The following is a 26,300-nucleotide window of genomic DNA, read 5'->3' as shown; positions in this document are numbered from 1 at the left end:
CGCGGCTCCTAGACGTCGAAGTCCAATACCACGCCGTCGCCTTTCGGCCACGACTGGCAGCTCAATACGTAGCCTGCCGCCAGCTGATCCGGCTCCAGGCTATAGTTGACGCCCATCTCCACCTGGCCGGCTTTCAGACGGCATTTGCAGGTGGCGCAGACGCCGCCTTTGCAGGCGTAGGGCAGGTCGGCGCCCTGGCGCAGCGCGGCGTCGAGAATGCTGTCGTCCTGTTCGCCGATCTCGATATCCAACCGGCGGCCGTCGAGCAGGATCGCCACCCGGGTGGCGTTGCGATCGCCGCTGTGGCGCGGGCGGGCGGCCAAGCCGCTGGTGTTGAAGCGCTCGCTGTGGATGTGATTGGCCGGTACGCCGGCCTGTTCCAGCACGGTTTGCGCGTCGTCCATCATCGATTCCGGCCCGCAGATAAAGGCGTGGTCATAGTCGCGGAAATCCAGCAGCGCGCCGCCGATCGCCGCGAGGCGTTCGCGGTCGATACGGCCGCTGAGCAGCGGGCTGTCGAGACTTTCTTGGCTGAACAGGTACAGCGGCTGAAAACGCTGCGGGTAGCGGTTTTTCAGATCCGACAGTGCCTCTTTGAACATCATCGAACGGCTGTTGCGGTTGCCGTAGATCAGGGTGAAGCTGCTGCCCGGTTCGAGCTGCAGCGTCGCCTTGATGATCGACAGCATCGGCGTGATGCCGGAGCCGGCGGCGATCGCCAGGTAGTTGCCGTGGCGCTCTGCCTGCGGCTGGTAGCCGAAGCGCCCCTGCGGCACCATCACCTCCAGCGCGTCGCCGACCTTCAGCATGCGGTTGACGAAGCCGGAAAAGCGCCCCTGGTCAATCGCCTTCACGCCGATCTGCAGCAGGCCTTCCTGCGGCGAACTGCAGATGGAGTAGCAACGCCGCAGCTCTTCGCCGTTGACCAACGCCTTGAGCGTCAGGTGCTGGCCGGGGGTATAGCGGTATTGGTTTTGCAGCTCTTCGGGCACCCGCAGGGTGATGGCTACGGCGTCCGGCGTTTCGCGCTCGATGGCGGCGACGTTCAGGCGATGAAAGACCGTCATGGTGTCAGCGCTCCTATATGCATTTGAAATAATCGAACGGTTCCCGGCAGTCGCAGCAGCGGTACAGCGCTTTACAGGCGGTGGAGCCGAACTCGCTGATCTTCTCGCTGTGGGTGCTGCCGCAGCGCGGGCAGGCTACTGGGCCGTGGGCGTGTGGCCGATCGCAGGTGTGGCCCTGCGGGGGCGCTACGCCGTATTGCCGCAGCCGTTCGCGGGCGTCGGCGTTCATCCAGTCAGTGGTCCAGGCCGGGCTGAGGCGAATGTCCACCTGCACCGGGCTGAAGCCGGCGGCCGCCAGTTGCTGCTCGATGGCATTGAGCAGAAATTCGGTGGCCGGGCAGCCGGAGTACGTCGGGGTGAAGGTCACGCGCCAGCCCGCGCCGTCGCGCGCCACGTCGCGCACCATGCCCAAATCGGTGATCGACAGCACCGGCAGTTCGGGATCGCTGATCTGCTGCAGGCAGTGCCAAATCTGCGGGATTTCGGCGGGTTGCAAACGGGTGACGTTCATCGTGGCCTCCTACCATTGCCCGTTTGGGTAAGCGCGCTGCAGGAACTGCATTTCCGCCAGCAGCGGGCCGAGGTGTTCGCTGTGCCGGCCTTGCTTGCCGCCGTGTCGGAACGCCTGCTCGGCAGGCAGCGCCAGCGTCGCCTGGCGCAGCGTTTCTTCCACCTGCGCCTGCCAGGGGGCCTGCAGTTCGCGGGGATCGACGGCGATGCCTTGTTCCGCCAGTTCCAGCTCCAGCGCGTCGGCGTGGAACAGCTCGGCGGTGAAGCGCCACAGGTTATCCAGCGATTGCTGGATCTTGCGGTGGCTGACGTCGTTGCCGTCGCCCAGGCGGATCATCCAGCCGTGGCTGAAGCGCAGGTGATAATCGGCCTCCTTCAACGACTTGGCGGCGATGGCGGCGATCTGCGCATCGCGGCTGCGGCTCAGCGCCTGGTGCAGCTGTACGTGGTAGGCATCGAGCAGGAACTGACGCACCAGCGTGTCGTTGAAACCGCCGTTCGGCTGCTCCGCCAACAACAGGTTATGAAACTGGCGCTCGTCGCGCCCGAAGGCCAGGCTGTCTTCGCTGCAGGGCGGGCCGGCCAGTTCCGCGGCGTAGCTCAGAAAGTTGCGCGCCTGGCCGAGTAGATCGAGCCCGATGTTGGCCAACGCCAGATCGATTTCCAGCTCGGGCGCGTGGCCGCACCAGGCGCACAGGCGCTGGGCGAGGATCAGAGGCGTGTCGCCCTGGCGGAGCAAATAGCTGATGCGCGGATCGTTAACCGTCATGGTCGCCTCTACATGTTCTTGATGCCGTCGGGAATGGTGTAAAACGTCGGATGACGGTAGATCTTGTCTTCGGACGGATCGAAGAACGCGCCGCGATCTTCCGGCTGCGAGGCGATCAGGTGGCGCGACTGCACCACCCAGATCGAGCAGCCTTCGTTGCGGCGCGTATAGGCGTCGCGGGCGTTTTCCAACGCCATTTGGTCGTCGGCGGCGTGCAGGCTGCCGACGTGGCGATGCGCCAGCCCTTGTTTGCTGCGGATAAACACTTCATACAGCGGCCATTCAACGTGGCTCATGATCTCGGTTCCTTATGTTGGCTATGCGGCGGAGGCGGCGTTTTTCGCGGCGTGAGCCATGGCGCCGTCGCGTACCCAGGCACCGTCTTCCCAGGCGCGGCGTTTGGCCTGCAGGCGTTCGTGGTTGCATTGGCCGCGCCCTTTGATCACCTCATGCAGCTCGCTCCAGTCGATTTCGCCGAAGCGATAGTGGCCGGCGGCCTCATCCCAGGTAAGGCTCGGGTCCGGCGCCGTCATGCCCAGCGCCTCAAGCTGCGGCACGGTGTTGTCGACGAATTTCTGCCGCAGCTCATCGTTGCTGTGGCGTTTGATTTTCCACGCCATGCTCTGGGCGCTGTGGGGGGAGTCGGCGTCGCTCGGGCCGAACATCATCAGCACCGGCCACCAGAAGCGATCGATGGCGTCCTGCAGCATGGCGCGCTGCGTGTCGCTGCCGTTGGCCATTGCCATTACCGCCTCGTAGCCCTGGCGCTGATGGAAGCTTTCCTCTTTGCAGATTTTCACCATCGCCCGCGCATAGGGGCCGTAGGACGCGCGGCACAGCGCCACCTGGTTGACGATGGCGGCGCCGTCGACCAGCCAGCCGATCACGCCGATATCCGCCCAGTTGAGCGTGGGGTAATTGAAGATAGAGGAGTACTTCATCTTGCCGTCGAGCATCTTTTGGTAGATGTCCTGGCGCGAACAGCCGAGGGTTTCGGCGGCGCTGTAGAGGTACAGACCGTGGCCGGCCTCATCTTGCACTTTGGCCAGCAGCACCGCCTTGCGGCGCAGCGTGGGGGCGCGCGTCAGCCAGTTGGCTTCCGGCAGCATGCCGATGACTTCGGAGTGGGCGTGTTGGCCAATCTGCCGAATCAGGTTCTGACGGTAGGCGTCCGGCATCCAGTCTTTGGCCTCAATGGCGATATCCGCCGCGATCTTGTCGTCGAAATGCTGCTGATACTGTGCGTCAGTTGTCATGCTTGCCTCTTGGTGATTCGTATTTTTCACATTAAACATAAAAATGTGAATCACTTTAACTAACCATAAGGCTACAAACTGATAACAAAAAGATCAAACGTAATTAATGTGGTTTTGCGAGGTTACTCACAATGGGTTTTGTTATTTATTTGATTTTGTTTGATTAATAAAGTGATTAATTCCTTGTTTATGGCAGGTTAAGCGGTCTGAAAACGCCTTTTGTTCTCTTTTTGTTAAAATTTGATTTGGCCTTGACTGGCGTTTATATGATACGTAATTAAGCTGTATGGTGAAAATTTATGAATTTCGGAGGGCACATGCAGCAGTTACACAGTTATCTTTCTGGCGCCTGGGTGTACGGGCAGGGAGAGGCGCGCGAAATCCGCCACGCGGTGACCGGCGAAGCGCTGTACCAGGTCTGCTCCGACGGCCTGCCGTTGGCGGCGAGCCTGGACTATGCCCGCAGCCGCGGCGGCCCGGCGCTGGCGCACATGACGTTCCAGCAGCGCGCCCAGATGCTGAAAGCGGTAGCCAAACACCTGCTGGCGCATAAAGAGGCGCTGTATCAGATTTCCTATCAAACCGGGGCGACGCGCAGCGACGGCTGGGTCGATATCGAGGGCGGCATCGCCACGCTGTTCGCCTATGCCGGCATGGCCGGCCGCGATCTGCCGGACGATACCCTGTGGCCGGAAGACGAGCTGATCCCATTGTCGAAACAGGCGCAGTTCGCCGCCCGCCACGTGCTCACTTCACGCCCCGGCGTGGCGCTGCACATCAACGCCTTCAACTTCCCGTGCTGGGGCATGCTGGAGAAACTGGCGCCGACCTGGCTGGCGGGCATGCCGGCCATCATCAAGCCGGCAACCGCCACCGCGCAGCTGACGCAGGCGATGGTCAGGCTGATCGTCGATAGCGGCCTGGTGCCGGAAGGGGCGCTGCAGCTGGTTTGCGGCGGCGTCGGCGACATGTTTGCGCACCTGGATTACCAGGATGCGGTGACTTTCACCGGTTCGGCGCAGACCGGGCAGCGGCTGCGGGCACACCCGCGCCTGCTGGAGAAATCGATCGCGTTCACCATGGAGGCGGATTCGCTCAACTGCTGCGTGCTGGCAGAAGACGTGACGCCGGAAATGCCGGAGTTTGCGCTGTTCATCAAAGAAGTGTGCCGTGAAATGACCGCCAAGGCGGGGCAGAAATGCACCGCGATCCGCCGCATCATCGTGCCGGCGGCGCAGGTGGCGGCGGTGCGTCAGGCCTTGCTGCAGCGCCTGGCGGGGGTGACGGTGGGCGACCCGCAGCTGGAGCAGGTGCGCATGGGGGCGTTGGTCAGCCATGAGCAGCGTGATGATGTGCAAAGCAAGGTGGAGTTCCTGCTGCGCAACGGCTGCGAACCGCTCTGTGGCGCGGCGCTGGATAAGCTGGAGGTGCTGGGCGACGGCGCGCGCGGCGGGGCGTTTTATCCGCCGACCCTGCTGTATTGCGCCGATCCGTTCACCCATCAGGCGGTGCACGGCACCGAGGCCTTCGGCCCGGTGGCGACGCTGATGCCGTATGCGGATACCGAACAGGCGATCGCGTTGGCGTTGCTGGGGCAGGGCAGCCTGGCGGGCTCGCTGGTGACCGCCGATCCGGCATTGGCCACGCGCTTCATTCGCGCGGCGGCCTGCGCCCACGGCCGCATGTTGATTTTGGATGAGCAGGCGGCGGCGGAGTCCACCGGCCACGGTTCGCCGCTGCCGATGCTGGTGCACGGCGGCCCGGGGCGCGCCGGCGGCGGGGAAGAGCTGGGCGGGCTGCGCGCGGTGAAACACTATATGCAGCGCACGGCGATCCAGGGCAGCCCGGCGATGCTGGCGGCCATCGGCGGCGAATGGGTGCGCGGCGCGCCGGTCGCCGAGCATCCGGTGCATCCGTTCCGGAAATACTTCGAGCAGCTGCAGCTGGGCGATAGCCTGTTGACCGCGCGCCGCACCGTGACCGAAGCGGATATCGTCAACTTCGCCTGCCTGAGCGGCGACCATTTTTACGCGCACATGGACAAGATCGGCGCCGCCGACTCGCTGTTCGGCGAGCGGGTGGCGCACGGTTACTTTGTGGTGTCCGCCGCGGCCGGGCTGTTTGTTGACGCCGCTGTCGGGCCGGTGATCGCCAACTACGGCATGGAAAATCTGCGCTTTATCGAGCCGGTGAAGATCGGCGATACCATTCAGGTGCGGTTGACCTGCAAAAAGAAAATCCGCAAGCCGCAGAAAACCGCCGAAGATCGCCCGCACGGCGTGGTGGTGTGGGATGTGCAGGTATTGAATCAGCAACAGCAGCCGGTGGCGCTGTACAGCATTCTGACGCTGGTGGCGCGCCAACAGGGGGACTTCGAAGCGTGATGCGCGTTTGCCGCCGCCGGCCCCCGGCGGCGGCAAATCATTCAGATCAGCGGCTGAGCGCGCAGCTGTTCAAGCACTTTCAGCGGTGAACGCTGCGGATCCTGCATCTTATTCACCGGCAGCAGGAAGGTCTGTTCCAGCATAAACTGGCCGCCCATCGCGGCATGCGGCGTTTGATCAGAGAAGCAAATCCAGCTGCTGCCCGGCGGGAACGTCAGCGCCAGCTGCGGCCCCCGTTGCTGATAATCGCCGTCGGCCTTCATGGCGTCATGCAACTGCAGCATCAGGTGGTCATAATGGCTGCGGCGGGTTTTGGTGATGCGCACCTGGTGCTGCAGCCAACTGCCGAAGGCGGAGTAGCGAGCGAGACGCGGCATAAAGCGTGCCGCCAGCTCAGGGAACGGCTCGCCGACCCGCCATTGGCGATGCTCGCCGTGCGGGTTGATGTTGGTGAAAATGCGCAGAATGCGTTCGCCGTAGTTCGGGCGCGACGGGAAGGCGTCAACGTGCAGCCGGCTGTCGTCTTTGCGCCAGGAACTGGCCGCCCGCCAGGCGGAAACCGGATGTAAACGCAGGCTGCCGGTCGGGTGGTGCAGCGCCTCCTGATATTCGGGCAACAGCCCGGCGATCAACTGGCGGCAGGATTGGTAATAGCGTTCCAGCAATTGCTGAACCTGCTGCCGGCGTTCCGCGACGGCGACGCCGCTCAGCTTGCCGGACAGCGGTTGGTAGCTGATGTTTTTGCGCTTCGGGTCGACCAATGTCGGATCCAGCAGCGGCATTTCCTGTTCAGACAGGGTGAAGGCCAGTTCGGGCAGAAACAGCACCTTGCCCTGTTCCAGTTCGCTGACCGCGCTGGATGCTTCCGCTGCCGCCCATTGTCGCAACGACAGCGTCAGGACGGCCTGTTCGTGCATAATATCGCCAGTAGGCATGAGATCTCCTTGCAAATCTATATCGCTTTATTCCTGCCTCTCAGGTTGCCGCGTGATTGGCTGCACTGGCTTGCGCAGTGGCTGGCTGGAGCGGCGTCAGTAGGCCGCCCAATGGCAACGTGAAATTTGTAGGTTCTATTATGGCTGTATCAGCAGGGCGCAATGCGCCGAAGCGTGCGATGGCTTCCTGATAGATAGAATAATCCTGTTAAGGGTATCACCGGCAATGCCAATGAAAAGTAAACGGGGTATAAACGAGGCGAGGTATAGGCACGAATAATCAAAAATGGCACGAATGGGTTGTTGAACGGCGTATTTTTTATCTTATTGAATTATATTAGAAATAAATATCCTGCTTATTTATTGACGTTATTTCATTCAGAGAGCGGGGCGAGTCGGTGAAATAATGTTGCGGAGGGAAACTATTTCATTTTTGCCGGGTGAATAAATCGGGCCGCCAAATTTTGGTGCCCCGATGAGTGATTAAGCGCCGTAAATGCAGTTTTTGCCTTTTTTCTTGGCCTGATACAGCGCGCTGTCCGCCTCATTGATAAAGCTGATCGGCGTATCGTTGTACATATGCGGCACTTTGGCGCAGATGCCGATGCTGATGGTGACGATGCCGTGCGGGTTGCCCTGATGCGGAATTTTCAGATCGCGCACCGCCTGGATGACGCGTTCGGCGAAAATCAGCGCGCCCTGCACGTCGGTATCCGGCAGGATAATCCCCATCTCTTCGCCGCCGTAGCGCGCCAGGACGTCGTTGCTGCGGCACGCCAGCCCCTTCAGCGTTTGGCCGATTTGCTGCAGGCACTGGTCGCCGGCGACGTGGCCGTAGCTGTCGTTGTACTGTTTGAAATAGTCGATATCCAGCATCAGCAGCGCCACGCTGCGGTAGTTGCGCGAAGCCCGCGCCAGCTCGTTCTTCAGCGCGATATCAAACTGGCGGCGGTTGGCCAGCCCGGTCAGGCCGTCCAGCAGCGCCAGCTCTTCGAGCATCTGGTTGATGCTGGTCAACTGATCGCGGGTGCGCATCAGCTCGGCTTCGGTTTGCATGCTGTGCTTGATTTGCCGCAGTAGCACCATGCCCATCGCCAACAGGATCATCAGCAGCGAGAGGCCACCGGCGGCGAACAGACCGGCGTCGGTGCGCCAGTCCGCCAGCGCGTCGCGTTTCGACAACCCGGCGGCGATCACCAGCGGAAAGCGGTTGACCCGCGAATAGCCGTAGATGCGCTCCACTTTGTCGTACAGCGAGGTGATGGTGGCGTTGCCGAATTCCGAATGCGGCAAAATTTCGCTGAACAGCACGCCCTTGGCGATGTTTTTACCGATCGACGCCGCCGAGTAAGGGCGGCGGTAAAGGATAGTGCCGTCCGCCAGCAGCAGGTTCAGTGAGGCGTCAGTGTTGAGGGCGAAGCTGTCGTAAAACTGGCGGAAATAATCGACGTACAGCGTCGCCAGCACCACGCCGCCAAAGCTGCCGTCCGGGTTGTTGAAACGCCGCGAAACGGGAATGATCAGATCGCCGGTGGTGCGGCTGCGGATCACCTTGCCGATGTACAGGCCGCCGCCGTCGCGGTTTTGATGGTATTTGAAGTAATCGCGATCGGCGTTGTTGGCGTTCTTGATGAATTTGCCCGAGGAGGTCGCCAGCCAGCGGCCGCGCGCATCGTAGAGAAACAGCCCGTGCAGCTGCGGCAGGTTGCCGACCTGCGTCTGCATGACGCGCTGCAGCCGCGTCAGCTGCGATGGGCCCAACCCGTCGGTTTGGAGACGTTCGGTCAGATCGAGCAGGTTGCCGTCCACCTGCATGAAAGTATCGTCGGCATGCTGCGCCAGCGAGCGGGCGAGGTTGGCGGACTCATGCTCGGCGCTGCGCAGATCGCGCTGATGCGCGTTCCAGATTTGCCAGCTGTTAAAGAGGATCAGCGTGGCGGCAACGATGATGACAAACACGCCGGCCTGAAATAATAATGGGGAGCTTTTAACGCTGCGCGCCGGCACGGCATCCTGTATGGGTTGCTGCTGAGTCATGTCACCCTTGTTGTTTGATTACTATTCAATTTGAGTTAAGAGCAATCTTATATTTTATGCATAAATGCGCCAGACCTCTAGCCCCTAACGTGGCGATAGCGAGAAAGGGCGTTTGCACCCCGTATCAGCGGCGGGGTGAACACAGCGGAGTGAAAAAGCCATGTCGGATTACATCATTATCACTTTACTGACGCTGGCGGTGTATTACCCCCTTACGCTGGGGACGCTGGCGGTGATGATGTACTTCGCCTGGCGGCGGCGCCGGTCGCCCTATTGGCGGTTGGGATTGGCGCTGTTGGCGCTGCTGTTCGTGCTGTTCGCCAAGGCGGCGTATGACTGGCACCGCTATGGCTAGCGGCGCCATGACGGGTTATTCGACGTTGATCATCCAGTTGACGCCGAATTTGTCGGTCAGCATGCCAAAGCCTTTGGCCCAGAAGGTGGCTTGGTAAGGCATCGTCACCTGGCCGCCCTGCGCCAGATTGTCGAACAGTTTGCGTCCTTGTTCCGCATCGCTGGGGTTCAGCGACAGCGAGAAGCCTTTATGAGAAGCGCCGCCGCCGTCATCTTGCGGGCAGCCGTCGGAGGCCATCAGTACGCCGTCGCCGATCAGCAGGCGCGCATGCATGATCGCCTCCGGATTGACGTCCTGCGGCCCGTCTTGCCGGGCTTCTTCGGGCATGTCTTTATAGCGCATGACCATTTCAATTTTGGCATTCAACTGCTGTTCGTAGAAGTTAATCGCTTGCTCACAGTTACCGCTGAAAAACAGATAGGGTTGTACCAGCATGACATTGACCTCGGTTGTGGCTCGACAGGCAACTACCGGCCCTCGGGCAGGAAGAAATGGTTGCTGGCGGCAATAATTGCCGTCGGTGACTTATTAGTGTAGTTCCCCTGGCGCAGAATGCTTGTGCGAGGTGAGTGCGCCTTCGCCGCCGGCATGACGGGCGAAGGCGCAAGGGCGGTCAATACAGCGACGGCTCGCCGGCTGGGCGGGTTTTAAAGCGGCGGTGCAGCCACATGTACTGATCGGGGGCCAGCAGCACCTGTTCTTCCACCACGCGGTTCATCTTGGCCGCCGCGCGCGTTTCATCATCCAGCGGGAAGTCCGTCAACGGCGGCTGCACGATCAACTCATAGCCCTGAGCATCTGGCAGGCGGCGCGGCACGAAAGGCACGATCGACGGCCGCCCCATGCGCGCCAGGATAAAGGTTCCGGTGGTCGTGGCGGCATTTTCCACGGCGAAGAGCGGCGCGAACACGCTGCTTTGCGGCCCATAATCGTGATCCGGCGCGTACCACAGGATTTCGCCCTGTTTCAGGTTGCGGATCATGCCTTTGATATCTTTACGATCGAGCATGAATTTATTCGAGCGCAGCCGGCCGCGGGTTTGTACCCACTCCATCAGCCTGTTGTTGTGCGGGCGATGCACGCCGATGCCGGGGTTTTGCATGCCGAAAATGCGCGCGCCCAGTTCCAGTGTCAGAAAATGCAGACCGATCAGCAGAACGCCTTTGCCGCCCTGACGCGCCAGCCGCATGTTTTCCATGCCGCTCACCTTGAACCAGCGGGCGATGCGCCAGTCGGGCCAGAACCAGGCCATGCCGACTTCGAACAGGCCCATACCGACGGACTCAAAATTTTTGACGATCAGCGCCTCGCGCTCGGCGGTGGGCATTGCGGGGAAGCAGAGCTCTAAATTGCGGCGCGCTATTTTTACCCGGCGTTTCATCAGGCGCATGGCTATTCTGCCAAGGCCGTGTCCGAGTCGATAAATCAGCGGGTAGGGCAGTAATACCAAGAGATAGAGTATTCCCAGCCCTATCCACAGCAACCAATAACGAGGGCGCAAGAATTCGCGCTCAAAGCGTTGGTTAGAAAGCATTTTTCCTGTGATTCCTTGTTTTTCCAATGGGACCTTAACCCAAATTTTCATAGAGCGAATGGTAGAACATTCTGAGCTAAATAGGATTTTCCATTAATGCTTTTTTTACGCTTTAGTTAAGCGCAGGCGAAAAACGGGGGGAGATAGGATTTTTACCGAGGGAATGGCAGATATTTTAAGCTATTTCAAACGACTGGCGAAATTGAAAAATAAAGACACAATTAAGCGCATCGCAAAAGTGACAACTGCTATGTAACCTTAATGAAACAATAACGCAGCGGAACCGTCCCAAACGGCGGCCAGTGCGTACAGTAGCGCGAGAATCAGGACAAAAGGGGCATTGAACATCGGCGTTTCCTCCAGGAGGATTTGTTTAAAGTTTAGCCTCGCGAGATGACAGCAGGATGAAATCAGATCGTTTTTTGTACGGTGAAATTCAGACGGACGGAAATGGGTAAACCGCTGATTTTTTACTATAGTCATAGTGTGAAGTTATGCGTTTGTCGCCGTACGCCTCTGCATTGAGCGGCAGCGGGCAGGTTGCCCAGAGCAAGATCGCGGAGCGGACGGCGCCTGGCGCGAAACATGTGACGAGATTCTCAGAGGGTTGGTCTGTAAGGATTTGACATGTCATATGAAAATGACGATCTAAACGGTGTTGAGCAACCGAGCGACTACGTGAAAACCACCGCCTGCGAAGTGCGCAGCGGCGTAAAGGCAGCGCTCGAGCAATCATGTGCCTGCATCAAGGATAACCCTTGGGCGGGGATAGGCGCCGGCGCCGTCGTGGGCCTGGTAATAGGATTTCTGTTAGGCAAAAGGTAATAGGGAGAGTAAAGATGGGCATCATTTCCTGGATCATTTTTGGTTTAATCGCCGGTATCTTGGCCAAGTGGATTATGCCGGGCAAAGACGGCGGCGGCTTTATTGTGACCGTTATATTGGGGGTCGTGGGCGCCGTAGTCGGCGGCTATATCAGCACCTTCTTCGGTATGGGCCGCGTTGACGGTTTTAACCTGGGCAGCTTTGTGGTGGCAGTAATCGGCGCCCTGGTGGTGCTTTTTGTCTACAGGAAGATCAAAGGCTAAGCAGCCATTGCTCAACAGGGTCGCCGCGGCGGCCCTTTTTCGTGAAATCAAGCCGGCGGCGCGGCGCAGTCCGCACTCGCTGAAAGGGGAATATCATGGGTCTGTTCGATAGCGTATTGGGTAACATTCTGGGCGGCGGCGCCAACGGCAAAGGCATCGACTACATCGCCATTATGCAGTGGGTCGAGCAACAAGGCGGCCTGCAGGCCATTTTGGACAAATTCCGTCAGGGGCAGTTCGGCGATATCGTCGGTTCCTGGCTCGGCAATGGCGAAAATCAGCCGATTACCGGCGATCACGTACAGCAGGCGTTGGGTAGCGACGCCATCAACCAACTGGCTGAAAAGCTGGGTATCGATCCGGCTCAGGCGTCCAGCACCATTGCACAGTTCTTGCCAACGGTCACCGATGCCGCCTCGCCAAACGGTGAAGTGCAGCAAGACAGCAACGAGCTGGGCGACATGGTCGGTAAACTGTTCAAATAATGATTAGGCTCCCGGTGTCTGGCCGGGGGCATTCACTCCGCTGATCCCCTCGATCGTCGTCAACGCCTGCTGCAGATGCACCACCCAGGCGCGCACTTTCTCCGGAATAAAACGCAAGGCGGGATAGACCGCGTGCAGCGCCATGGGCGGGTAGCGGTATTCCGGCAAAACGGGCACCAATGCCCCCGTCGCCAGCTGTTCGGCGATTAAAGGCCGTTGAGCGCCGCCGATGCCGGCCCCAGCCTCAATGGCGGCCAGCAGGGATAGCGTATTGTTGGCGCGGAACGTGGGCCGCAGAGCAACCGTCTCGGGGCCGTGCGGGCCGAACAGGGTGAGCGTATCGCCGTCGTTCAGGCCGCTGTAACGAATGTGCGCATGTTTCGCCAACTCCGCCGGGAAACGCGGCGTGCCATGCCTGGCCAGATAGGCCGGTGACGCCACCAGCAGGCGTTGCAGCTCGCCCAAACGTTTCGCCACCATGCCGGGCGCATGCAGTTCACCGAAACGCAGCGCCACGTCGATGCCTTCGCCGATCACGTCGGCGAGGCGATCGTCCAGCAGCAGCTCGATGGCGAGGTCCGGATGGCGCTGCTGGAAAGCGATGGCCAGCGGTGTGACGTGCAATTGCCCGAACCCGGTCGGGGCGTGAATGCGCAGATTGCCCTGCAACTGGTGGCGCTGGCCGTGCAACGCCTCTTCCGCTTCGTCGACCGCCGCCAGAATCGGTTTGAGGCGCTGATAATAACCGCTGCCGGCATCGGTCAGGGTGACCGCCCGGGTGCTGCGAAACAGCAGTTGGGCCCCCAGTTGCTGCTCCAGGCCGGCGATTTGCTGACTGACCGCCGGCTGCGTCAAACGCAGATCGCGAGCGGCGGCCGACAGGCTGCCCAGTTCCGCCACCCGCATAAAGGTTTTCATTGCGTTCAGTTTATCCATGTCGATCTTGCCTATAGATTTTTCTTATAAGTGTTAGTGCTAATTCGGCGCTACCGCAAGCATCGCTAATCAATAACACTCAGGGCATCAACAACCCGAGGAGTGGCAAGATGAATGCAAAGCGACAGGCATTGGTGATCGGCGCCAATGGCGTGATTGGGCGCCGATTGATTGAGGAGCTGACCGGCCAGGGCTGGCAAGTGGTGGGCGTCTCGCGCCGGGGTGGGCTACCGGCGCCGGGGGTGCGCCACCTGCAGGTTGATCTGCTGGATGCGGCGGCGACGCGCGACGCGCTGCGGCCGCTGAGCGCGATTAGCCACGTTTTCTATGCCGCCTATCAGGATGCGCCGGACTGGGCGGGGCTGGTGGCGCCGAACCTGCAGATGTTGCAACACGTTGTCGAGGGGCTGGAGCCGGCCGCACCGGCGTTGGAGCACATCAGTCTGATGCAGGGCTATAAGGTGTATGGCGCGCATTTGGGGCCGTTTAAAACGCCGGCGCGCGAAAGCGACGCCGGGCATATGCCGCCGGAGTTTAACGTGGCGCAGCAACAGTATCTGGCGCAGCGGCAGGTCGGCAAGCGCTGGCGCTGGAGCGCCATTCGCCCGAGCGTGGTGGGGGGCTTCTCCCTCGGCAATCCGATGAATCTGGCGTTAAGCATCGCGGTTTACGCGTCGATCAGCAAAGCGCTCGGGTTGCCGCTGCGCTTCCCCGGTAAACCGGGCGCTTACCACAGCCTGCTGGAAATGACCGATGCCGGGTTGTTGGCGCGCGCCACGCTGTGGGCGGCGACCGAGCCGGCGGCGGCCAATCAGGCGTTTAATATCAACAACGGCGATCTGTTTCGCTGGAGCGAGATGTGGCCGAAAATCGCCGCTTACTTTGGGCTGGAATGTGCGCCGCCGCTGCCGATGCCGCTGGAGAGCATGATGGCGGACAAAGCGCCGCTGTGGCGCGAGCTGGTGCAGCGGCACCAATTGGCCGAACCGGACTATCGCGCGGTGGCCGGCTGGCGCTTCGCCGATTTCGTCTTTTCCTGGGACTATGACATGTTCGCGGACGGCAGCAAGGCGCGGCGCTTCGGTTTCCATCAGTTTGTCGAAACCGAAGCCATGTTTTTCTCGCTGTTCGATGAGTTCCGCCGTCGCGGCATCATCCCCTGAGCGTGGCATCGGTTTCCCCGCAGCACCGGCCGCGGGGAATGGGGTCAGAACGTCAGCATGATCTTGCCGATGTGCTCGCTGGACTCCATCAGCGCATGCGCGGCGGCGGCCTGCTCAAGCGGGAAGGTTTTAAAAATTTGCGGCTTCAGCACGCCGCGCTCCAGCAGCGGCCAAACCTTCTCGCGCAGCTCGGCGGCGATCTGCGCTTTGTCCGCCACGCTGCGCGAACGCAGCGTCGAACCGGTATGGGTCAGGCGTTTCAACAGCAGCGGCATCAGATTGAGCTCTTTCACCACGCCGTTTTGAGTGCCGATTTGCACGATGCGGCCTTCCATCGCCGCGGCCTGATAGTTTTTGGCTACATAATCGCCGGCGATCAGGTCGACGATAACGTCGGCGCCTTTACCGTTGGTGGCGTCTTTGGTGCGTGCGACAAAGTCTTCGCTGCGGTAATTAATCGCCACGTCGGCGCCCAGCGCCAGGCTGGCCTGTCGTTTCTCTTCGGAGCCGACGGTGGTGATCACCTGAGCGCAGAAGGCCTTCGCCAGCATGGTGGCGACCGTGCCGATGCCGGAGGTGCCGCCATGGATCAACACGGTCTCGCCGGCCTTGAGGTGGCCGCGCTGGAACACGTTGACCCAGACGGTAAAGAAGGTTTCCGGCAGCGCGGCGGCCTCGGTCAGGCTCAGGCCCGCCGGAACGGGCAGCGCATTGCTTTCATGCACGGTGCAGTATTCGGCCGCCGGCGATGAGGGCGCAAACCCGATCGCCGGGCGCGAAGCGGGTCACGCCTTCCCCGGTGGCCACCACTTCGCCAGCAATTTCCAGGCCGGGGATATCCGAGGCGCCGGGCGGCGGCGCATAGTTCCCCTGGCGCTGCAGCACGTCGGGGCGGTTAACGCCGGCGGCGGCGATTTTCACCAGAAGTTGGCCCGCTTGCGGAACCGGCACCGGGCGTTCAGCGACGACCAGAACCTCGGGGGCGCCCGGCTGGCTGATTTCAATCGCTTTCATCGTGCCGGGCAGCGCTGCATTTGTTGACATGGTCACTCTCCTCATCGTGGCGGACGTGGCTATCGGGCGAAACGTCCGCAATAAAGTCTGCTGTTAGCTTAGCGAAATCGAATGAGGCGCGCGTGGTCGAATAGAGCGGTTTTGCGAGGAAGGGGCGAAGCCGCCGCGATGGGCGGCAGGGCATCAATCGTTAGGGGGGATGCGGAACCCTTTCAAAGAGACGATGAAGTGGTCTTTTCCTTTGGAGATCTTGGCGCCTTTATCGCACCACAGGCTGGCAAGCTGGAAGAAGTCGTCGCTGCCGATATCGTAGGCCAGTTCGATTTTCTTGGCGGTGCCGGCGCGGATGAGTTTTTCTGCTTCCTGATGGTTTGCAGCTTTAATTATGGTCATGGGCGAAATCCTTGGTGTTAAGCCAGAGCGGATAAACGCGAATAATCATATGGCCATAGTGTGACAATTTTGTGATGAAAGCATGACAGCCCGCGAAGGCGCGGCGTGCGTTGTGCCGGGCCTTCGCGGTGAAAGCGCGTTGTCGGTTACCGATCGTACGGGCGGATGAGTGTGCTTTTTTTCTGAGATTTTAAATGTTTATAGAGGGCGAAGCCCGCAATGCCGGCCAAGACGGCCAGGAGGGCAAGGGATCCTGTGGCCATGAACGTTACCTCCGAATAAGAATGGCAAGGAGGCGTATTTGTGACATTGATCACTCTGCGGGGCAATGAGAGCAATCTGTAATCGGGAAGACGCTGTGAGGGCGAGGCAAAAAAAAAAGCGCCTATAGGGAGGCGCATAAAGATTTGCAACACAGCTTGTTGTGTTCAACACCAGGAGGAGTGGTGAACTGACGCTATTCTATGCAGCGGCAAAGGCGGCTGATATAGGTATTACTCCGAAAGCGCCGCTACCACTCATAGCCCAACTGAATGTTGTAATCGGGATCCTGATTGGTGGAATAAGGATCGGACTGGCGGCGGCGATCGGTTTTCTTCACCGGGCCTTCATACGCGGGATAAGGTTTGGCGCGTGGTTTGCTGCAGCCTGGATGATCGCACTCGATATCGACGCGAAAACCGCTTTTATCTCTCGCCTCTGCCCAGGCAATCGGCGGTTTTTCCGCTTTGGGGGCCGGCCCCGGCTCCGGCGCAGTTTTGGGGGCGGGGGTGATGCTGGGTTCAGGCGGATGATAATTCAGCTCCAGCGCGCCCAACGGGGCGCTGCAAGCGGCAAAGGCCAGCAGAATGGCACTGGCGGCCGGCAATGTAAGCCATCTCGGCATGGTGACTCTCCCTGAATGATTTCGTCAGGCAACTATAAAACAGCAGAACGAGAATTACTATCATTTGCCTTGGGCGTTACGGGCGAGCCAGGCGGCGATTCCATCGGCAGACGGGGTCAAATCCTGTGCGTTTAGCCGAGATTAGCGCCCCATCGCGGCGAAAAAGGTTGCTATTGCCGCTCGCTCATGAGTTAATGATGTCGGCCTGTGGTACAGACCTATTTATGCACGACATTTTGAGTAAAGTAGTTCAAATTTAAAGCGTTATCCCGGATAGCCCTTCTCTGACGAATTTCCTTTCCAGTGCCTCCATAAGTAACTGATGACCGGCTACCTCGCCCATGGCGGCTTACATTTATTATTGAAGGAATTAGACATGTCTAACATGATCAAAGGTCAAGTGAAGTGGTTCAACGAAGCTAAAGGTTTTGGTTTCATCACCCCAGCAGACGGCAGCAAAGACGTATTCGTACACTTCTCTGCTATCCAGGATCAAGGCTTCAAGACCCTGGCTGAAGGCCAGAACGTACAGTTCTCTATCGAGAACGGTGCGAAAGGTCCATCTGCGGCTAACGTTACCGCTATCTAATTGGCGCCTGGCGCTGATTGAAAAAAACCCGCTGCGGCGGGTTTTTTTGTGTCTGAAATTCGGCGGTGCGAAAAAAAGCCCGCAAGTCTGCGGGCAAAAGTTCCTTGTTACTTCTTCATTTGCGAGCGCTTCTCTGGGGGGGAAACGCCTGAAGACAGGCTACGCGAGACCGGCTTAAGATTCTGCGGCCAAACCGTTAAGAAAGTGAAAATCCAGGCGGCTGCTACGCTGATAGCAGAGGCCGGCAGGGCTAGGGCGGTGTCCATCGCCCTCGGTTTTGTAATACACTGACGGCAATCGCAAATAATGGGGAATGGTATGCAGGTTAACGATCGAGTGACGGTAAAAACAGACGGCGGCCCGCGGCGTGAAGGCATCATTTTGGCCGTAGAGGTGTTCAACGAAGGCACCATGTATCTGGTTTCTCTTGACGACTACCCGGCGGGCGTATGGTTTTTTAATGAAATCGACAGCCGTGACGGCACGTTTGTGGAGCCCTGTCGCGAGCATGGGCAGTAACGTCGGCTAATCTCATTAATTTGCTAATGAAATTGTCCGGTTTGAGATTATTTCATAGCGGTAAGATTCTTTTTATCGATGACAAAAAAATACCCGTTGCGCTAGCGGGGGATAACGCAGCAGGTATTCTTTTAAGGGCGCCAGCATCTGATATCCAGATGACATTATCACCAGGTATTTAACGGCTGGCAAAACAGAGTGGGGGCGTTCTCTGTGGTTTAACGGCTATTGACAAATATTCCACTGGTCAAGGTATCGGTCAAACGAACAACGTGGTAAATGATCTGCTTGTTGTGCGTCTTTATTTTCCGCTTGATGTTTCCTTTGTGGGAAGAGACCGTTTTGGCCTTTATTTGCATCTGGTCTGATATCTGGATGGTGCCTTGACCGGACATCCACATGCGTAACATGTTCGATTCGGTCTGGCTCAGCGTTACCGGCGTTTGATCCAGAGAGGATTTCTCCGCCCGTAGGGACGTTCTCTCGAGATAGTGACTAAGTAGCTGATTCATAGTCTCTGGTTTGATGGATTTTGACGATATGATGACGTTCTTGCGAACATATAAATAATCGTCGAAATGTACGTTGGTAATGGCCATGAAGATGAAGAATAACGTATCCGGGTGCAGTGAAATCACCCGTTTTATTCGCTCGGTGGCGTTCGCTTCGTGGATGAAGCAGTCCTCGTTAATAAACACCAGGCTGGGATTCAACTTGCTGCATTTTTCGTGCAGGCTGTCAATGTCCTCGATGGCATTAATATGGCGTTTCTTCACGCCATGCGAAGTCAGATAGTCGGTTAATCCCAATCTGGTATAGCTACATGAATCCATGATGATCGTTGGCATATCGCACCCCCACTTAAATCCGTTTTACTGCGGTAATATGAGAAAAAGCCTAAAAAGCCGAAAGGCAAAATGGAGCAATAATTCAGTGTAGCGAGTGTTCTATCAATAAACACGACGTCACTCAATGATATTTTCATACTAAACTTATTAATTGCATGAATCTATAAGTTTGGCTTAAGTCAGAGCGATCTGCTGTTCGTCCAGCTTCGGCATGTTGAGCCTGATTTGCGCTTGGCGCCCGAGCCTGTCTGCATTGCTTGCCGTGAATCTGTTCATCATGTCACGAAACAAAATTTTAGTTTGCTAGGAAAAGTCTTAAAAAAAATTCATGTGTCGTTTTTTTGAGGTCTTTCAGTGTGTTTCTTGAGCGGTGAAAAAACACTCGCCCTGAATGCTTTGGTTTTTTACATATAAAAATCATTACCTTGCGGTATTTTTTGCTTTTCGCGCAAATGATAAGCACGCCTTTTTTTATCATAACAACAAACAGAAGTTAACATTCTGGCTGGAATGTGTAGCTTAATTGTTGCTATAAATCACCGTTTTACAATGAGTTATCTGGATATTTATTTCACATGAAATAGTTTTCGTGAATGTTTAACGGTGATTGAGTGATTTTTCTAAACTATCATCCTGCTGCCCGATCCCCGGGGAGGAATGGCAGGTCGGAGTTGTCTCTGGCCCGCGTTGGTTTTAACTTGCCTCTCCACCTTTCAAAAAACAGGATGCCGCGGTGAGACGGAATCAGTATGGGCAGCCGATAGGTGAAGCCCTCCCTCATTGGCAGCCGGCAGGCATGCCCGGCCACACGCCACTGCAAGGGCGGTTTTGCCGCCTGGAACCGCTTAACCTCGAGCGCTGGGGGGATGCGCTTTATCAGGCTTATCGAACCGCCGAGGACGATCGCGACTGGACCTATCTGTTTTGGGAACGCCCGCAGTCGCGCGCAGACTTCCAGCGTTATCTCCAGGCGCAGGCGTCCAGCGCAGACAGAAACACGATGGTGGTGATCGATCGGGCGAACGGGCGTGCGGTAGGAACCTGCGCTTTTTTGCGCATCGATCCCGCCAACGGCGTGGCCGAACTGGGCACCATCAACTGGTCGCCGCTGATGAAGCGCAGTGCGCTGGGCAGCGAGGCGATCTTCCTGATGCTGCGGCACCTGTTCGACGATCTTGGTTACCGGCGTTGCGAATGGAAGTGCGATAGCCTCAATCTGCCTTCACGCCAGGCCGCCGAGCGCCTGGGGTTCCGCTATGAAGGCACGTTCCGCCAGGCCGTCGTCGTCAAAGGACGCACGCGAGACACCGACTGGCTGTCGATCGTCGACGGGGAATGGCCGGCGCGGCGCGCGGCGTTTGCCGCCTGGCTATCGCCGGATAACATCGGCGATGACGGGCGGCAAGCACGGCAATTGCAGGCCTTCCGACGCGAGTAATGCGCCGCGTGCATTAGGCCGCTTCCGCCAGGCAATGGCGCAGCGAGTCCAGCGCCAGTTTGATGTCCTGTTCCTCTGTCATCCAGTTGACCAGCGCGGCGCGGATCCCCGGCTGATGGTGATAGCTCGTTGGGGTGCAACGCACCACGCCGTGCCGGTTAAGGCGATCGAGAAAGCGATCGCGCGCCGCTTCGCTGTCGCCCTGCGGGTGACTGAGCGCGAAACACACCACGTTCAAATTCACCGGCGCCAGCAGATGGAAGCCGTCGTCGGCCGCTAACGCCGCGCCCAGCGCCTGCGCCAATCGGACATTGCGCTCGACGATATCCCGTATGCCGCTGCGGCCATAGGCTTTCAGCGTCAGCCAAAGCGGCAGGGCGCGGAAGCGGCGCGAATTTTCCGGCGTCAGGTGCAGATAGTTGTCCGGCCGCGGCGTCGGCGCTTCCAGGTAAGCCGAATGGTTCTGAAATACCTGCATCTGCAGATCCAGGTGGCGGGTAAATTGGATCGCGCTGTCATAAGGCACGTTCAGCCATTTATGCGCATCGACGGTGATGGAATCGGCATGCTGCCAGCCCTCGAGCCTTGGGGCGTATAGCGGCGAGCAGGCCGCCACGCCGCCGAATGCCGCATCGACATGCAGCCAGAACGGGTAGCGCTCCCGCAGTGCCAGCAGACGCGGCAGATCGTCGAAAGCGACGGTGTTGACCGTGCCGGCGCTGGCCAGCACCAGCGTGGGACGGCCTGCGCCGGCGGCGAGCTGTCGCTCCAGCGCCGCCATATCCATGGCTTCTGAGTCCGGCAGGCTGGCGACGGTCGTCAGCGCGTCGCGGCCGATGCCGAGCATGCTGAGCGCCTTCACGCTGCTGGAATGCGGGTTGGCCGCCAGCACCCGGACGGGGCCGAGCGCCGCCAGGCCCTGTTGGGCGATATCCACGCCGTGCTGTTGCCCCAGCCACTGCCGGCCAATGGCCAGCCCGGCGAAATTGGCCATGGTGGCGCCGCTGACCAGGCTGCCGCTGAACGCTTCCGGCAGGCCCAGCAGGGATTTCAACTGCGTCACCGCGGCCAGCTCGATCGCCGCGGCGATCGTATCATGGCTGAGTTGGCTATTTTGGTCTGTCACGCTAACCAGCCAGTCTGCCGCGACCGCCGCCGGCGTGCCCCCGCCGGTGACGAAGCCAAAATAACGCGGGCCGGCGCTGGCGGAAATGCCCGCCTGATAACGTTGCCAAAAGTCATCCAGCGCCGCCAGGGCGCCTTCGCCGTTTTCCGCCAGCCGATCGTCACCGGGTTGCAGCTGCTGTTGCGCGAGCGGTGGGCAGACTGAGCGTTGCTGCAGCCCGGCCAGAAAATCTTCCGCCAACTGGCGGGTGTGGTCGAGGATCTGCGGAAACTGTGCAAGATCCTGTTGTAAACGTGGGTGCATGGCGGCTCCGAAAGCGTCAGGGATGATGGGGTAAACATAGAACATTTGCCTGCGGGCCAAAATCGATGAAAAATAGCCTTTTTGGCTAGTCTGGTTAACCAATGATGAATGAACGTCTCCCGCTGCATGTCTTGCCGACCTTTGCTATCGCCGCCAGGTTGGAGAATTTGCGCGCCACGGCGCAGCTGGTGCATTTGACGCATGGCGCGGTCAGTCAGCAAATTCAGCTGCTGGAGCAGGCGGTGGGCTACCCGCTGTTTGAACGGCGCGGGCGCGGTGTGCGCCTGAATGCCGCCGGGAAAGAGTTGCTGGCGGCGGTAGAGCCGGCGCTGCAGGCGCTGCAGCAGGGCGTCGCCCGCGCCCGGCGCTCGGCGGCGAGCCAGACGCTGCGCATCAGCGTGCTGCCGTCTTTTGCCCATTACTGGCTGTTGCCGCGTTTGCCGGCATTTCATGCAGCCTGCGCCGATATTGCGCTGGATATCGATGCCTCGCTGGCGTTGCAGGATCTGTCGCAGCGCGGGTTCGATGCGGCGATCCGCATTGGCAGCGGCCAGTGGGCGGGGCTGAAGGCGCAGCGCATCGCGTCGGGCGACGTGCTGCCGGTCGCCTCGCCGGATATGGCGCGTCAGTGGGGAACGGCATTCGAGAACGGCGGCGACGTTCCCTTGCTGGAGCACGACGTCAGCCCGTGGCGCGACTGGTTCAATGCGCAAGGGCGCTCGCGGTGCGGGCGGCAACAGGCGGTGTTCAACGATGCCGGGTTGTTGATTCGCGCCGCGGAGCAGGGGTTCGGCATCGCGCTGGCGAAAAAGCTGCTGGTGCAGGATGCGATCGACGCGGGGCGGCTGGTGGCGCTGGCTGCGCCCTGTCGCCTGAGCGAGGACGACGTTTATCTGGTGTGGCCGCAGACCGCCGGGCTGACGCCGGCGGTCACACGCTTGCTGCAGTGGCTGCAGCAACAGTTGGCGGCGGTTTAACGGCGTAGCCACTCCGGCTGTGAGGTGCCGAGCGTGGTCGCCGGCAACGCCCATTGCAGCGCCGTACCCTGCAGGCTTAACGGGGCGCGCAGGCGTTGCGCGGCGCCCCAGTAAGTCAGTTCCGTTTCCGGGTTCTCGTCGGCGGTTCCGGCCGGCGCCAGCGGCTCCGGCCGATAATCTGCCGAACAGGGATGCGCCAGCAGCAGTTGCGCCGTGCGCGCCAGCGACAGCCGCGCGTGGTAGCCGGTGCCGCGGCTCAGGCGCTGCCCCATACCGGTCAGCACCGCCGCCGCCATCAAATAGCCGGTGGCGTGGTCCAGCGCCTGTACCGGCAGCGGTACCGGCAAACTGGCGCTGCGCCAAACCATGCCCGCCTCCGCCAGCCCGCAGCTCATCTGCACCAGGCTGTCGAAACCGCGCCGGGTGCGCCACGGTCCGCTCCAGCCGTAGGCATTCAGGCAGACGTCTATCAGGCCCGGCGCCAGCGCGCGCCTTTCCTCCGCGCCATAGCCCAACTTCTCCAGCGCACCGGCACGGTAGCCGTGCACGATCACGTCGGCGTTCCTCAGCAGATGTTCAAACGTGTGGCGATCGTGCGCATTGGTCAGGTTGAGGCGCGCGCTGCGTTTGCCCAGCATTACCTCGTGCTCGACGCCGGGCTCATCCCAACCGTAGGGATCGATGCGCAGCACGTCGGCGCCCAAACCGGCGAGAAAACGGGTGGCGATCGGCCCGGCGAGAATGCGCGTCAGATCCAGCACCCGCACGCCGTGCAGCGGCCGGGCGACGGGCAACGTCCAGCCCGGCGGCGGTGCTTCCGGCTGCAGCGAGGCGTGGATCAGCGGTTCGAGCGCCACGCTCTTGCCCTGAATATGTTGTCGCCACGCGGCCGCCGAGCGCATTTGGGCCGCGCAGCCGCCGGCCTCGATCACCGCTTCCTCCAGCTCGTTTTTTTTCCAGCCCAGCACGCGTTCCGCCAGCGCGCCTTTGTCCGATGCCGGGCCCAGCACCTGTTCCACCGCCCGCCGATGGTGGGGTGCATTGGTGTGCAGGCGTATCCAGCCGTCCGCCGTCGCGTAGTCGCCGGCCAGGGCGTCCCAGGCGGCAGGCAGCGTCCAACCCAGCGGACGCAGCGTCCAGCCGAACCAGAGCGAGGCCAGGCGTTGATCGATCCAGACCTGCGGCGCATCGGCTGCCTCGCGGCGAAGCAACTCGGCGCAGGCCAAACCGGCGGCGCTCCAGGCGGCGGTCGCCAATTCGGTCACGGGAAAAGCCGAAGGCAATGCGCCGGTACCGCTTATGGTTAACCGGTCGCAGGGCGCGGGGCGTTGCCCCAGGCTTTGCCAAATCTCGTCGAGCAGAGTGTGGATCAGAGGCGTCATCAGCCACTCCTTGCGGGTCGTCGGAAATATAGCCTAGCGTAGCCCATCGCCGGCGACCTTGCTAAGGCGCAACGTCGAACGTGCGGCCGTCGGCCAGTTTGGCGCGCAGGCTGTGGGCCGCTACGCCGGCGAACGGCCGCGCGCTGAAGTTGGCGGTCAGCGTCGACCCGTCGCTGAAGCTCGTCTGCTGCACCCAGCCGTCCCGATCGAGCCAGCGGAAGTCGGTCAGCGCTTTGTCCCAGAGGGCCTGATGCAACGGCCGGAAGGCGGCGTCGGCGCGTTTGATCGCCGGCAGGCGGGCCGCCAGGGTGGCGCGGCTCAGATGGAACATCGGCGCGGTGTTGTACAACTGGCTGAGCAGACTGCGGGTGGTCTGAACGTCGCTGAACTTCAGATTGTCGTAATTCCAGTGGTGGCTGCTGACGATCGCATCGTGGAAAACGGCCTGGTACAGCGGCAGGCGATAACGCGGATCGAATTCGACGGTGCGGTAGGGCTGCTTCACCTTGGCGGGGCGGAAGAAAAACGCCGGTTGGGCGTTGGGCCACCAGGCGCCGAGATAATAGGGCGAGGATTTATCCTGATTCATCTGCTTGTCGCCCCAGCCGAATCCCCAGGTTTCCATGCCGTGGGCGAACATCAGGCTGCAGGCGGTCACCGCATTGCCGTCCTCCGAGCCGAGCGGCAGCTTAAGGGTGGCGCTGAACCAGGCCAGCCGGGCGTTGCGCGCCTCGGCCATCTGCGCCGCGCCGGTCGGGTGGCCGGGCTGATAGTCGTCGGAGACCATGCCGGTGCCGTCCACGTCGAGAAACAGGCTGTTCAACCCGGCCAGTTGCACCAGCTCGCGCATGCGCCGTTGAGAATAGGGCAGGACGCAGCCCGGGTTGAGGTAGTAACCCTGCTTGCCGAAGCCGGGTTTCTTGCTGCCGTCGGCGCGCACGATGGCGCAACTTTCCCGCAGTGCCGTCGGCAGTTGCGCGGTGAGCCAGCTGTCGTTCACGCCGCGCGCAATGGCGGTATCGTAGGAGTCGTAGCTGGCGATCAGATAGCCGGCCGCTTTGGTGGCGGTTACCGCCTGCGGGTGCAGGAAGGCGGCAGTCCAGTTATCGGTGCCTAACCACAGGCGCGGCAAGCCGGCCTGGCGCAGCGCATCGATCACCGGTTTGGCCAGCCCTTGCCCCCAACGGTCCGCCGGGGTTAGCCAGCGCCCCAGCTCTCGCTGCGCCCGCTCCCGCACCGCAGCGGCCTGGCGCTGCTGCGCCTGCAGAAAGTCGGCGTCATCCGGCGTGGCGCCCAGCGGGATTTGCGCCGTCAACGCCTGGTTGATGCCGTCGATCAGGGGCTGTTGCTGCCAGCCCTCCGGCGTTTTGCCCGCCAGCTGCAGCAGGAGCTTTCTGCTCTCGGCATCCATCTTCTGCCGCAGCGCTTCGGCGGCAGGAGAGGCGAGGTAGTGCAGCAACCCCGGCCAATCTTTGACATCTTCCGCCGCCAGCAGTTTGTCCCCCCACAGGTAGACATGGGTGGCGCCGATCAGCTTTTCGCCTTCGGGCGCCTGCTTTATCTTCTCGTGCAGGCTGCTGAACTGGCCGTTCTGTTGCAAATAGTCGCGATAGCGGCGGGCGCCGGACAGCGGCGTGTCACCGACGTGCAGCAGCACCTCGAATGCCTGTTGCTGATTGAAGCGGTTGAACTGATGCTCGGCGCGCATCTCCAGCTTTTCCTGCGCCGAGGCGAAGGTGACCCGGTTGCTGAACGGCGTCAACATCAGCCAGCTGTAGACCTTGCCCTGGTGCTGCTGGCTCCACAGCGGCAGCTTCAGATCCCAGTTGGTATCCAGCGGCGTCATTTCCGCCGTCAGGTAATGGCGCCAGACCGCGTTGTCGAGCGGAATGCGGCTGCCTTCGCCGATCGGCAACAGCAGCGTTTCTGTTTGTGGCGGCAGGCGATACCAGTTCAGAAGCTGTGGCCGGTCGCTGCTGAAGCTCAGGCGCAGATCGCCGCCTTCCAGACGGGCGCTAACCTTGACCGCGCTCTGCGGCCAGCGCCAGCTGGCGCGTTGTGGCGACGCGGTGAGATCTTCCACCTGTTGCGCGGGCTGCGCCAGATTGACCGGCACAGCGCCGGCGGCAATGCGCAGCGTGGCGGGATCGAGTTCAAACTGCGCGTCGCCTTGCTGCAGCAGCAGGGCATCGGCGGGAAAGCTGACGAGCAGCGCGAGCGCGAGCGGGGAAAGCCGGTGTTTCATCGGGGGCGTCCTTGAAAGATGAAGGGGAGCAGTTTACTGATAAGCGCACTGGCGCCCAACG

26 protein-coding genes and 1 pseudogene are annotated in these 26,300 nt (G+C 60.4%); 10 read left to right on the top strand and 17 right to left on the bottom strand.

The genetic code is table 11. The annotated features are described in order from the left end of the window. Positions 1–8: 8 nt before the first annotated feature. Genes paaE through paaA form a run of 5 tightly spaced genes read right to left on the bottom strand, consistent with a single transcriptional unit; the run spans position 9 to position 3,602 of the window. The gene (gene paaE / locus ACJ8HH_RS11150; protein ID WP_049197267.1) at positions 9–1,067 is read right to left on the bottom strand and encodes a 1,2-phenylacetyl-CoA epoxidase subunit PaaE; all 1,059 of its coding nucleotides are present in this window, start codon (positions 1,065–1,067) and stop codon (positions 9–11) included. 13 nt (positions 1,068–1,080) lie between these two features. Next, complete coding sequence (gene paaD / locus ACJ8HH_RS11145) at positions 1,081–1,578, bottom strand: 1,2-phenylacetyl-CoA epoxidase subunit PaaD (protein WP_033647858.1); 498 nt, start codon at positions 1,576–1,578, stop codon at positions 1,081–1,083. A gap of 9 nt (positions 1,579–1,587) precedes the next feature. Then, positions 1,588–2,346: a 1,2-phenylacetyl-CoA epoxidase subunit PaaC gene (gene paaC / locus ACJ8HH_RS11140; RefSeq protein WP_033647857.1), complete on the bottom strand. Its 759-nt coding sequence runs from the start codon at positions 2,344–2,346 to the stop codon at positions 1,588–1,590. Positions 2,347–2,354: 8 nt separating this feature from the next. Then, positions 2,355–2,642, bottom strand: coding sequence for a 1,2-phenylacetyl-CoA epoxidase subunit PaaB (paaB, locus tag ACJ8HH_RS11135; RefSeq protein WP_004935173.1), 288 nt, complete (start codon positions 2,640–2,642; stop codon positions 2,355–2,357). A gap of 21 nt (positions 2,643–2,663) precedes the next feature. Next, on the bottom strand, positions 2,664–3,602 hold the full coding sequence (gene paaA, locus ACJ8HH_RS11130) for a 1,2-phenylacetyl-CoA epoxidase subunit PaaA (protein WP_033647856.1): 939 nt from the start codon (positions 3,600–3,602) through the stop codon (positions 2,664–2,666). A gap of 317 nt (positions 3,603–3,919) precedes the next feature. Here paaA and paaZ point away from each other — a divergent pair, with 317 nt between their 5' ends. Next, complete coding sequence (gene paaZ, locus ACJ8HH_RS11125; protein WP_033647855.1) at positions 3,920–5,986, top strand: phenylacetic acid degradation bifunctional protein PaaZ; 2,067 nt, start codon at positions 3,920–3,922, stop codon at positions 5,984–5,986. 41 nt (positions 5,987–6,027) lie between these two features. Here paaZ and ACJ8HH_RS11120 read toward each other — a convergent pair whose 3' ends face one another. Then, entirely contained in the window at positions 6,028–6,921 is an 894-nt protein-coding gene (locus tag ACJ8HH_RS11120) for a Kdo hydroxylase family protein (protein WP_047571501.1), read from the bottom strand. A gap of 483 nt (positions 6,922–7,404) precedes the next feature. After that, positions 7,405–8,958, bottom strand: coding sequence for a diguanylate cyclase (locus ACJ8HH_RS11115; protein ID WP_197766243.1), 1,554 nt, complete (start codon positions 8,956–8,958; stop codon positions 7,405–7,407). A 160-nt stretch (positions 8,959–9,118) separates the two neighbouring features. Here ACJ8HH_RS11115 and ACJ8HH_RS11110 point away from each other — a divergent pair, with 160 nt between their 5' ends. Continuing rightward, complete coding sequence (locus tag ACJ8HH_RS11110; RefSeq protein ID WP_033635090.1) at positions 9,119–9,313, top strand: hypothetical protein; 195 nt, start codon at positions 9,119–9,121, stop codon at positions 9,311–9,313. A 15-nt stretch (positions 9,314–9,328) separates the two neighbouring features. On the opposite strand, the gene yjdN is transcribed toward ACJ8HH_RS11110, so the two are convergent. Further along, positions 9,329–9,748, bottom strand: coding sequence for a VOC family metalloprotein YjdN (gene yjdN / locus ACJ8HH_RS11105; protein WP_033635089.1), 420 nt, complete (start codon positions 9,746–9,748; stop codon positions 9,329–9,331). Between the two features lie 178 nt (positions 9,749–9,926). Next, positions 9,927–10,847, bottom strand: a complete 921-nt coding sequence (locus ACJ8HH_RS11100) for a Kdo(2)-lipid IV(A) acyltransferase (RefSeq protein ID WP_041035716.1) — start codon at positions 10,845–10,847, stop codon at positions 9,927–9,929. A 627-nt stretch (positions 10,848–11,474) separates the two neighbouring features. Here ACJ8HH_RS11100 and ACJ8HH_RS11095 point away from each other — a divergent pair. The 3 genes from ACJ8HH_RS11095 to ACJ8HH_RS11085 all read left to right on the top strand — a co-directional run bounded on the left by ACJ8HH_RS11095 (position 11,475) and on the right by ACJ8HH_RS11085 (position 12,420). Next, entirely contained in the window at positions 11,475–11,672 is a 198-nt protein-coding gene (locus ACJ8HH_RS11095) for a DUF883 family protein (protein WP_033635087.1), read from the top strand. Between the two features lie 14 nt (positions 11,673–11,686). Further along, positions 11,687–11,935 (top strand): GlsB/YeaQ/YmgE family stress response membrane protein, encoded by a 249-nt coding sequence (locus ACJ8HH_RS11090; protein WP_033635086.1) that lies wholly within the window; start codon positions 11,687–11,689, stop codon positions 11,933–11,935. A gap of 95 nt (positions 11,936–12,030) precedes the next feature. Continuing rightward, positions 12,031–12,420, top strand: coding sequence for a YidB family protein (locus tag ACJ8HH_RS11085; protein WP_033635085.1), 390 nt, complete (start codon positions 12,031–12,033; stop codon positions 12,418–12,420). 3 nt (positions 12,421–12,423) lie between these two features. On the opposite strand, the gene ACJ8HH_RS11080 is transcribed toward ACJ8HH_RS11085, so the two are convergent. After that, a complete protein-coding gene (locus tag ACJ8HH_RS11080) occupies positions 12,424–13,356 on the bottom strand; it encodes a LysR substrate-binding domain-containing protein (RefSeq protein ID WP_197766242.1) in 933 nt (310 codons plus the stop codon). Between the two features lie 110 nt (positions 13,357–13,466). Between ACJ8HH_RS11080 and ACJ8HH_RS11075 the strand changes: the two genes are divergently transcribed. Continuing rightward, positions 13,467–14,519 (top strand): SDR family oxidoreductase, encoded by a 1,053-nt coding sequence (locus ACJ8HH_RS11075; protein WP_033647850.1) that lies wholly within the window; start codon positions 13,467–13,469, stop codon positions 14,517–14,519. A 44-nt stretch (positions 14,520–14,563) separates the two neighbouring features. Here the strand turns inward: ACJ8HH_RS11075 and ACJ8HH_RS11070 are convergent. The 3 genes and pseudogenes from ACJ8HH_RS11070 to ACJ8HH_RS11060 form a co-directional block, all read right to left on the bottom strand. Beyond that, positions 14,564–15,563 (bottom strand): annotated as a pseudogene (locus ACJ8HH_RS11070) (NAD(P)H-quinone oxidoreductase). Between the two features lie 153 nt (positions 15,564–15,716). Continuing rightward, positions 15,717–15,926 carry a hypothetical protein gene (locus ACJ8HH_RS11065; RefSeq protein ID WP_033647847.1) on the bottom strand — a complete coding sequence of 70 codons (210 nt, stop codon included), beginning with the start codon at positions 15,924–15,926 and terminating at the stop codon, positions 15,717–15,719. Positions 15,927–16,437: 511 nt separating this feature from the next. Next, positions 16,438–16,812: a hypothetical protein gene (locus tag ACJ8HH_RS11060; RefSeq protein ID WP_039565400.1), complete on the bottom strand. Its 375-nt coding sequence runs from the start codon at positions 16,810–16,812 to the stop codon at positions 16,438–16,440. 376 nt (positions 16,813–17,188) lie between these two features. Between ACJ8HH_RS11060 and cspE the strand changes: the two genes are divergently transcribed. Both cspE and dsrB read left to right on the top strand, forming a co-directional pair. Next, positions 17,189–17,401, top strand: a complete 213-nt coding sequence (cspE, locus tag ACJ8HH_RS11055) for a transcription antiterminator/RNA stability regulator CspE (RefSeq protein ID WP_004935122.1) — start codon at positions 17,189–17,191, stop codon at positions 17,399–17,401. A 318-nt stretch (positions 17,402–17,719) separates the two neighbouring features. Continuing rightward, complete coding sequence (dsrB, locus tag ACJ8HH_RS11050; RefSeq protein ID WP_033635079.1) at positions 17,720–17,920, top strand: protein DsrB; 201 nt, start codon at positions 17,720–17,722, stop codon at positions 17,918–17,920. Between the two features lie 218 nt (positions 17,921–18,138). Here dsrB and rcsA read toward each other — a convergent pair whose 3' ends face one another. After that, positions 18,139–18,768, bottom strand: coding sequence for a transcriptional regulator RcsA (rcsA, locus tag ACJ8HH_RS11045; protein ID WP_033635078.1), 630 nt, complete (start codon positions 18,766–18,768; stop codon positions 18,139–18,141). 796 nt (positions 18,769–19,564) lie between these two features. On the opposite strand from rcsA, the gene ACJ8HH_RS11040 reads away from it, so the two are divergent. Further along, entirely contained in the window at positions 19,565–20,206 is a 642-nt protein-coding gene (locus tag ACJ8HH_RS11040; RefSeq protein WP_080353517.1) for a GNAT family N-acetyltransferase, read from the top strand. Between the two features lie 13 nt (positions 20,207–20,219). On the opposite strand, the gene ACJ8HH_RS11035 is transcribed toward ACJ8HH_RS11040, so the two are convergent. Then, entirely contained in the window at positions 20,220–21,635 is a 1,416-nt protein-coding gene (locus ACJ8HH_RS11035) for a pyridoxal phosphate-dependent decarboxylase family protein (protein ID WP_049197244.1), read from the bottom strand. 101 nt (positions 21,636–21,736) lie between these two features. On the opposite strand from ACJ8HH_RS11035, the gene ACJ8HH_RS11030 reads away from it, so the two are divergent. Next, entirely contained in the window at positions 21,737–22,612 is an 876-nt protein-coding gene (locus tag ACJ8HH_RS11030; protein WP_049197241.1) for a LysR substrate-binding domain-containing protein, read from the top strand. Here ACJ8HH_RS11030 and ACJ8HH_RS11025 read toward each other — a convergent pair. Both ACJ8HH_RS11025 and ACJ8HH_RS11020 read right to left on the bottom strand, forming a co-directional pair. Beyond that, on the bottom strand, positions 22,609–23,994 hold the full coding sequence (locus tag ACJ8HH_RS11025) for a CoA transferase (protein ID WP_049197239.1): 1,386 nt from the start codon (positions 23,992–23,994) through the stop codon (positions 22,609–22,611). The two genes, ACJ8HH_RS11030 and ACJ8HH_RS11025, sit on opposite strands and share 4 nt — an antisense overlap. A gap of 61 nt (positions 23,995–24,055) precedes the next feature. After that, positions 24,056–26,239: a glycoside hydrolase gene (locus ACJ8HH_RS11020; protein WP_060437774.1), complete on the bottom strand. Its 2,184-nt coding sequence runs from the start codon at positions 26,237–26,239 to the stop codon at positions 24,056–24,058. Positions 26,240–26,300: the final 61 nt, after the last annotated feature.

The sequence above is a fragment of the Serratia sp. CY32780 genome, assembly GCF_052169135.1.
GTDB lineage: Bacteria > Pseudomonadota > Gammaproteobacteria > Enterobacterales > Enterobacteriaceae > Serratia > Serratia sarumanii.
Note: the sequence above shows the minus strand (reverse complement) of the source record. Positions and strands in the feature narration are given on the sequence as shown.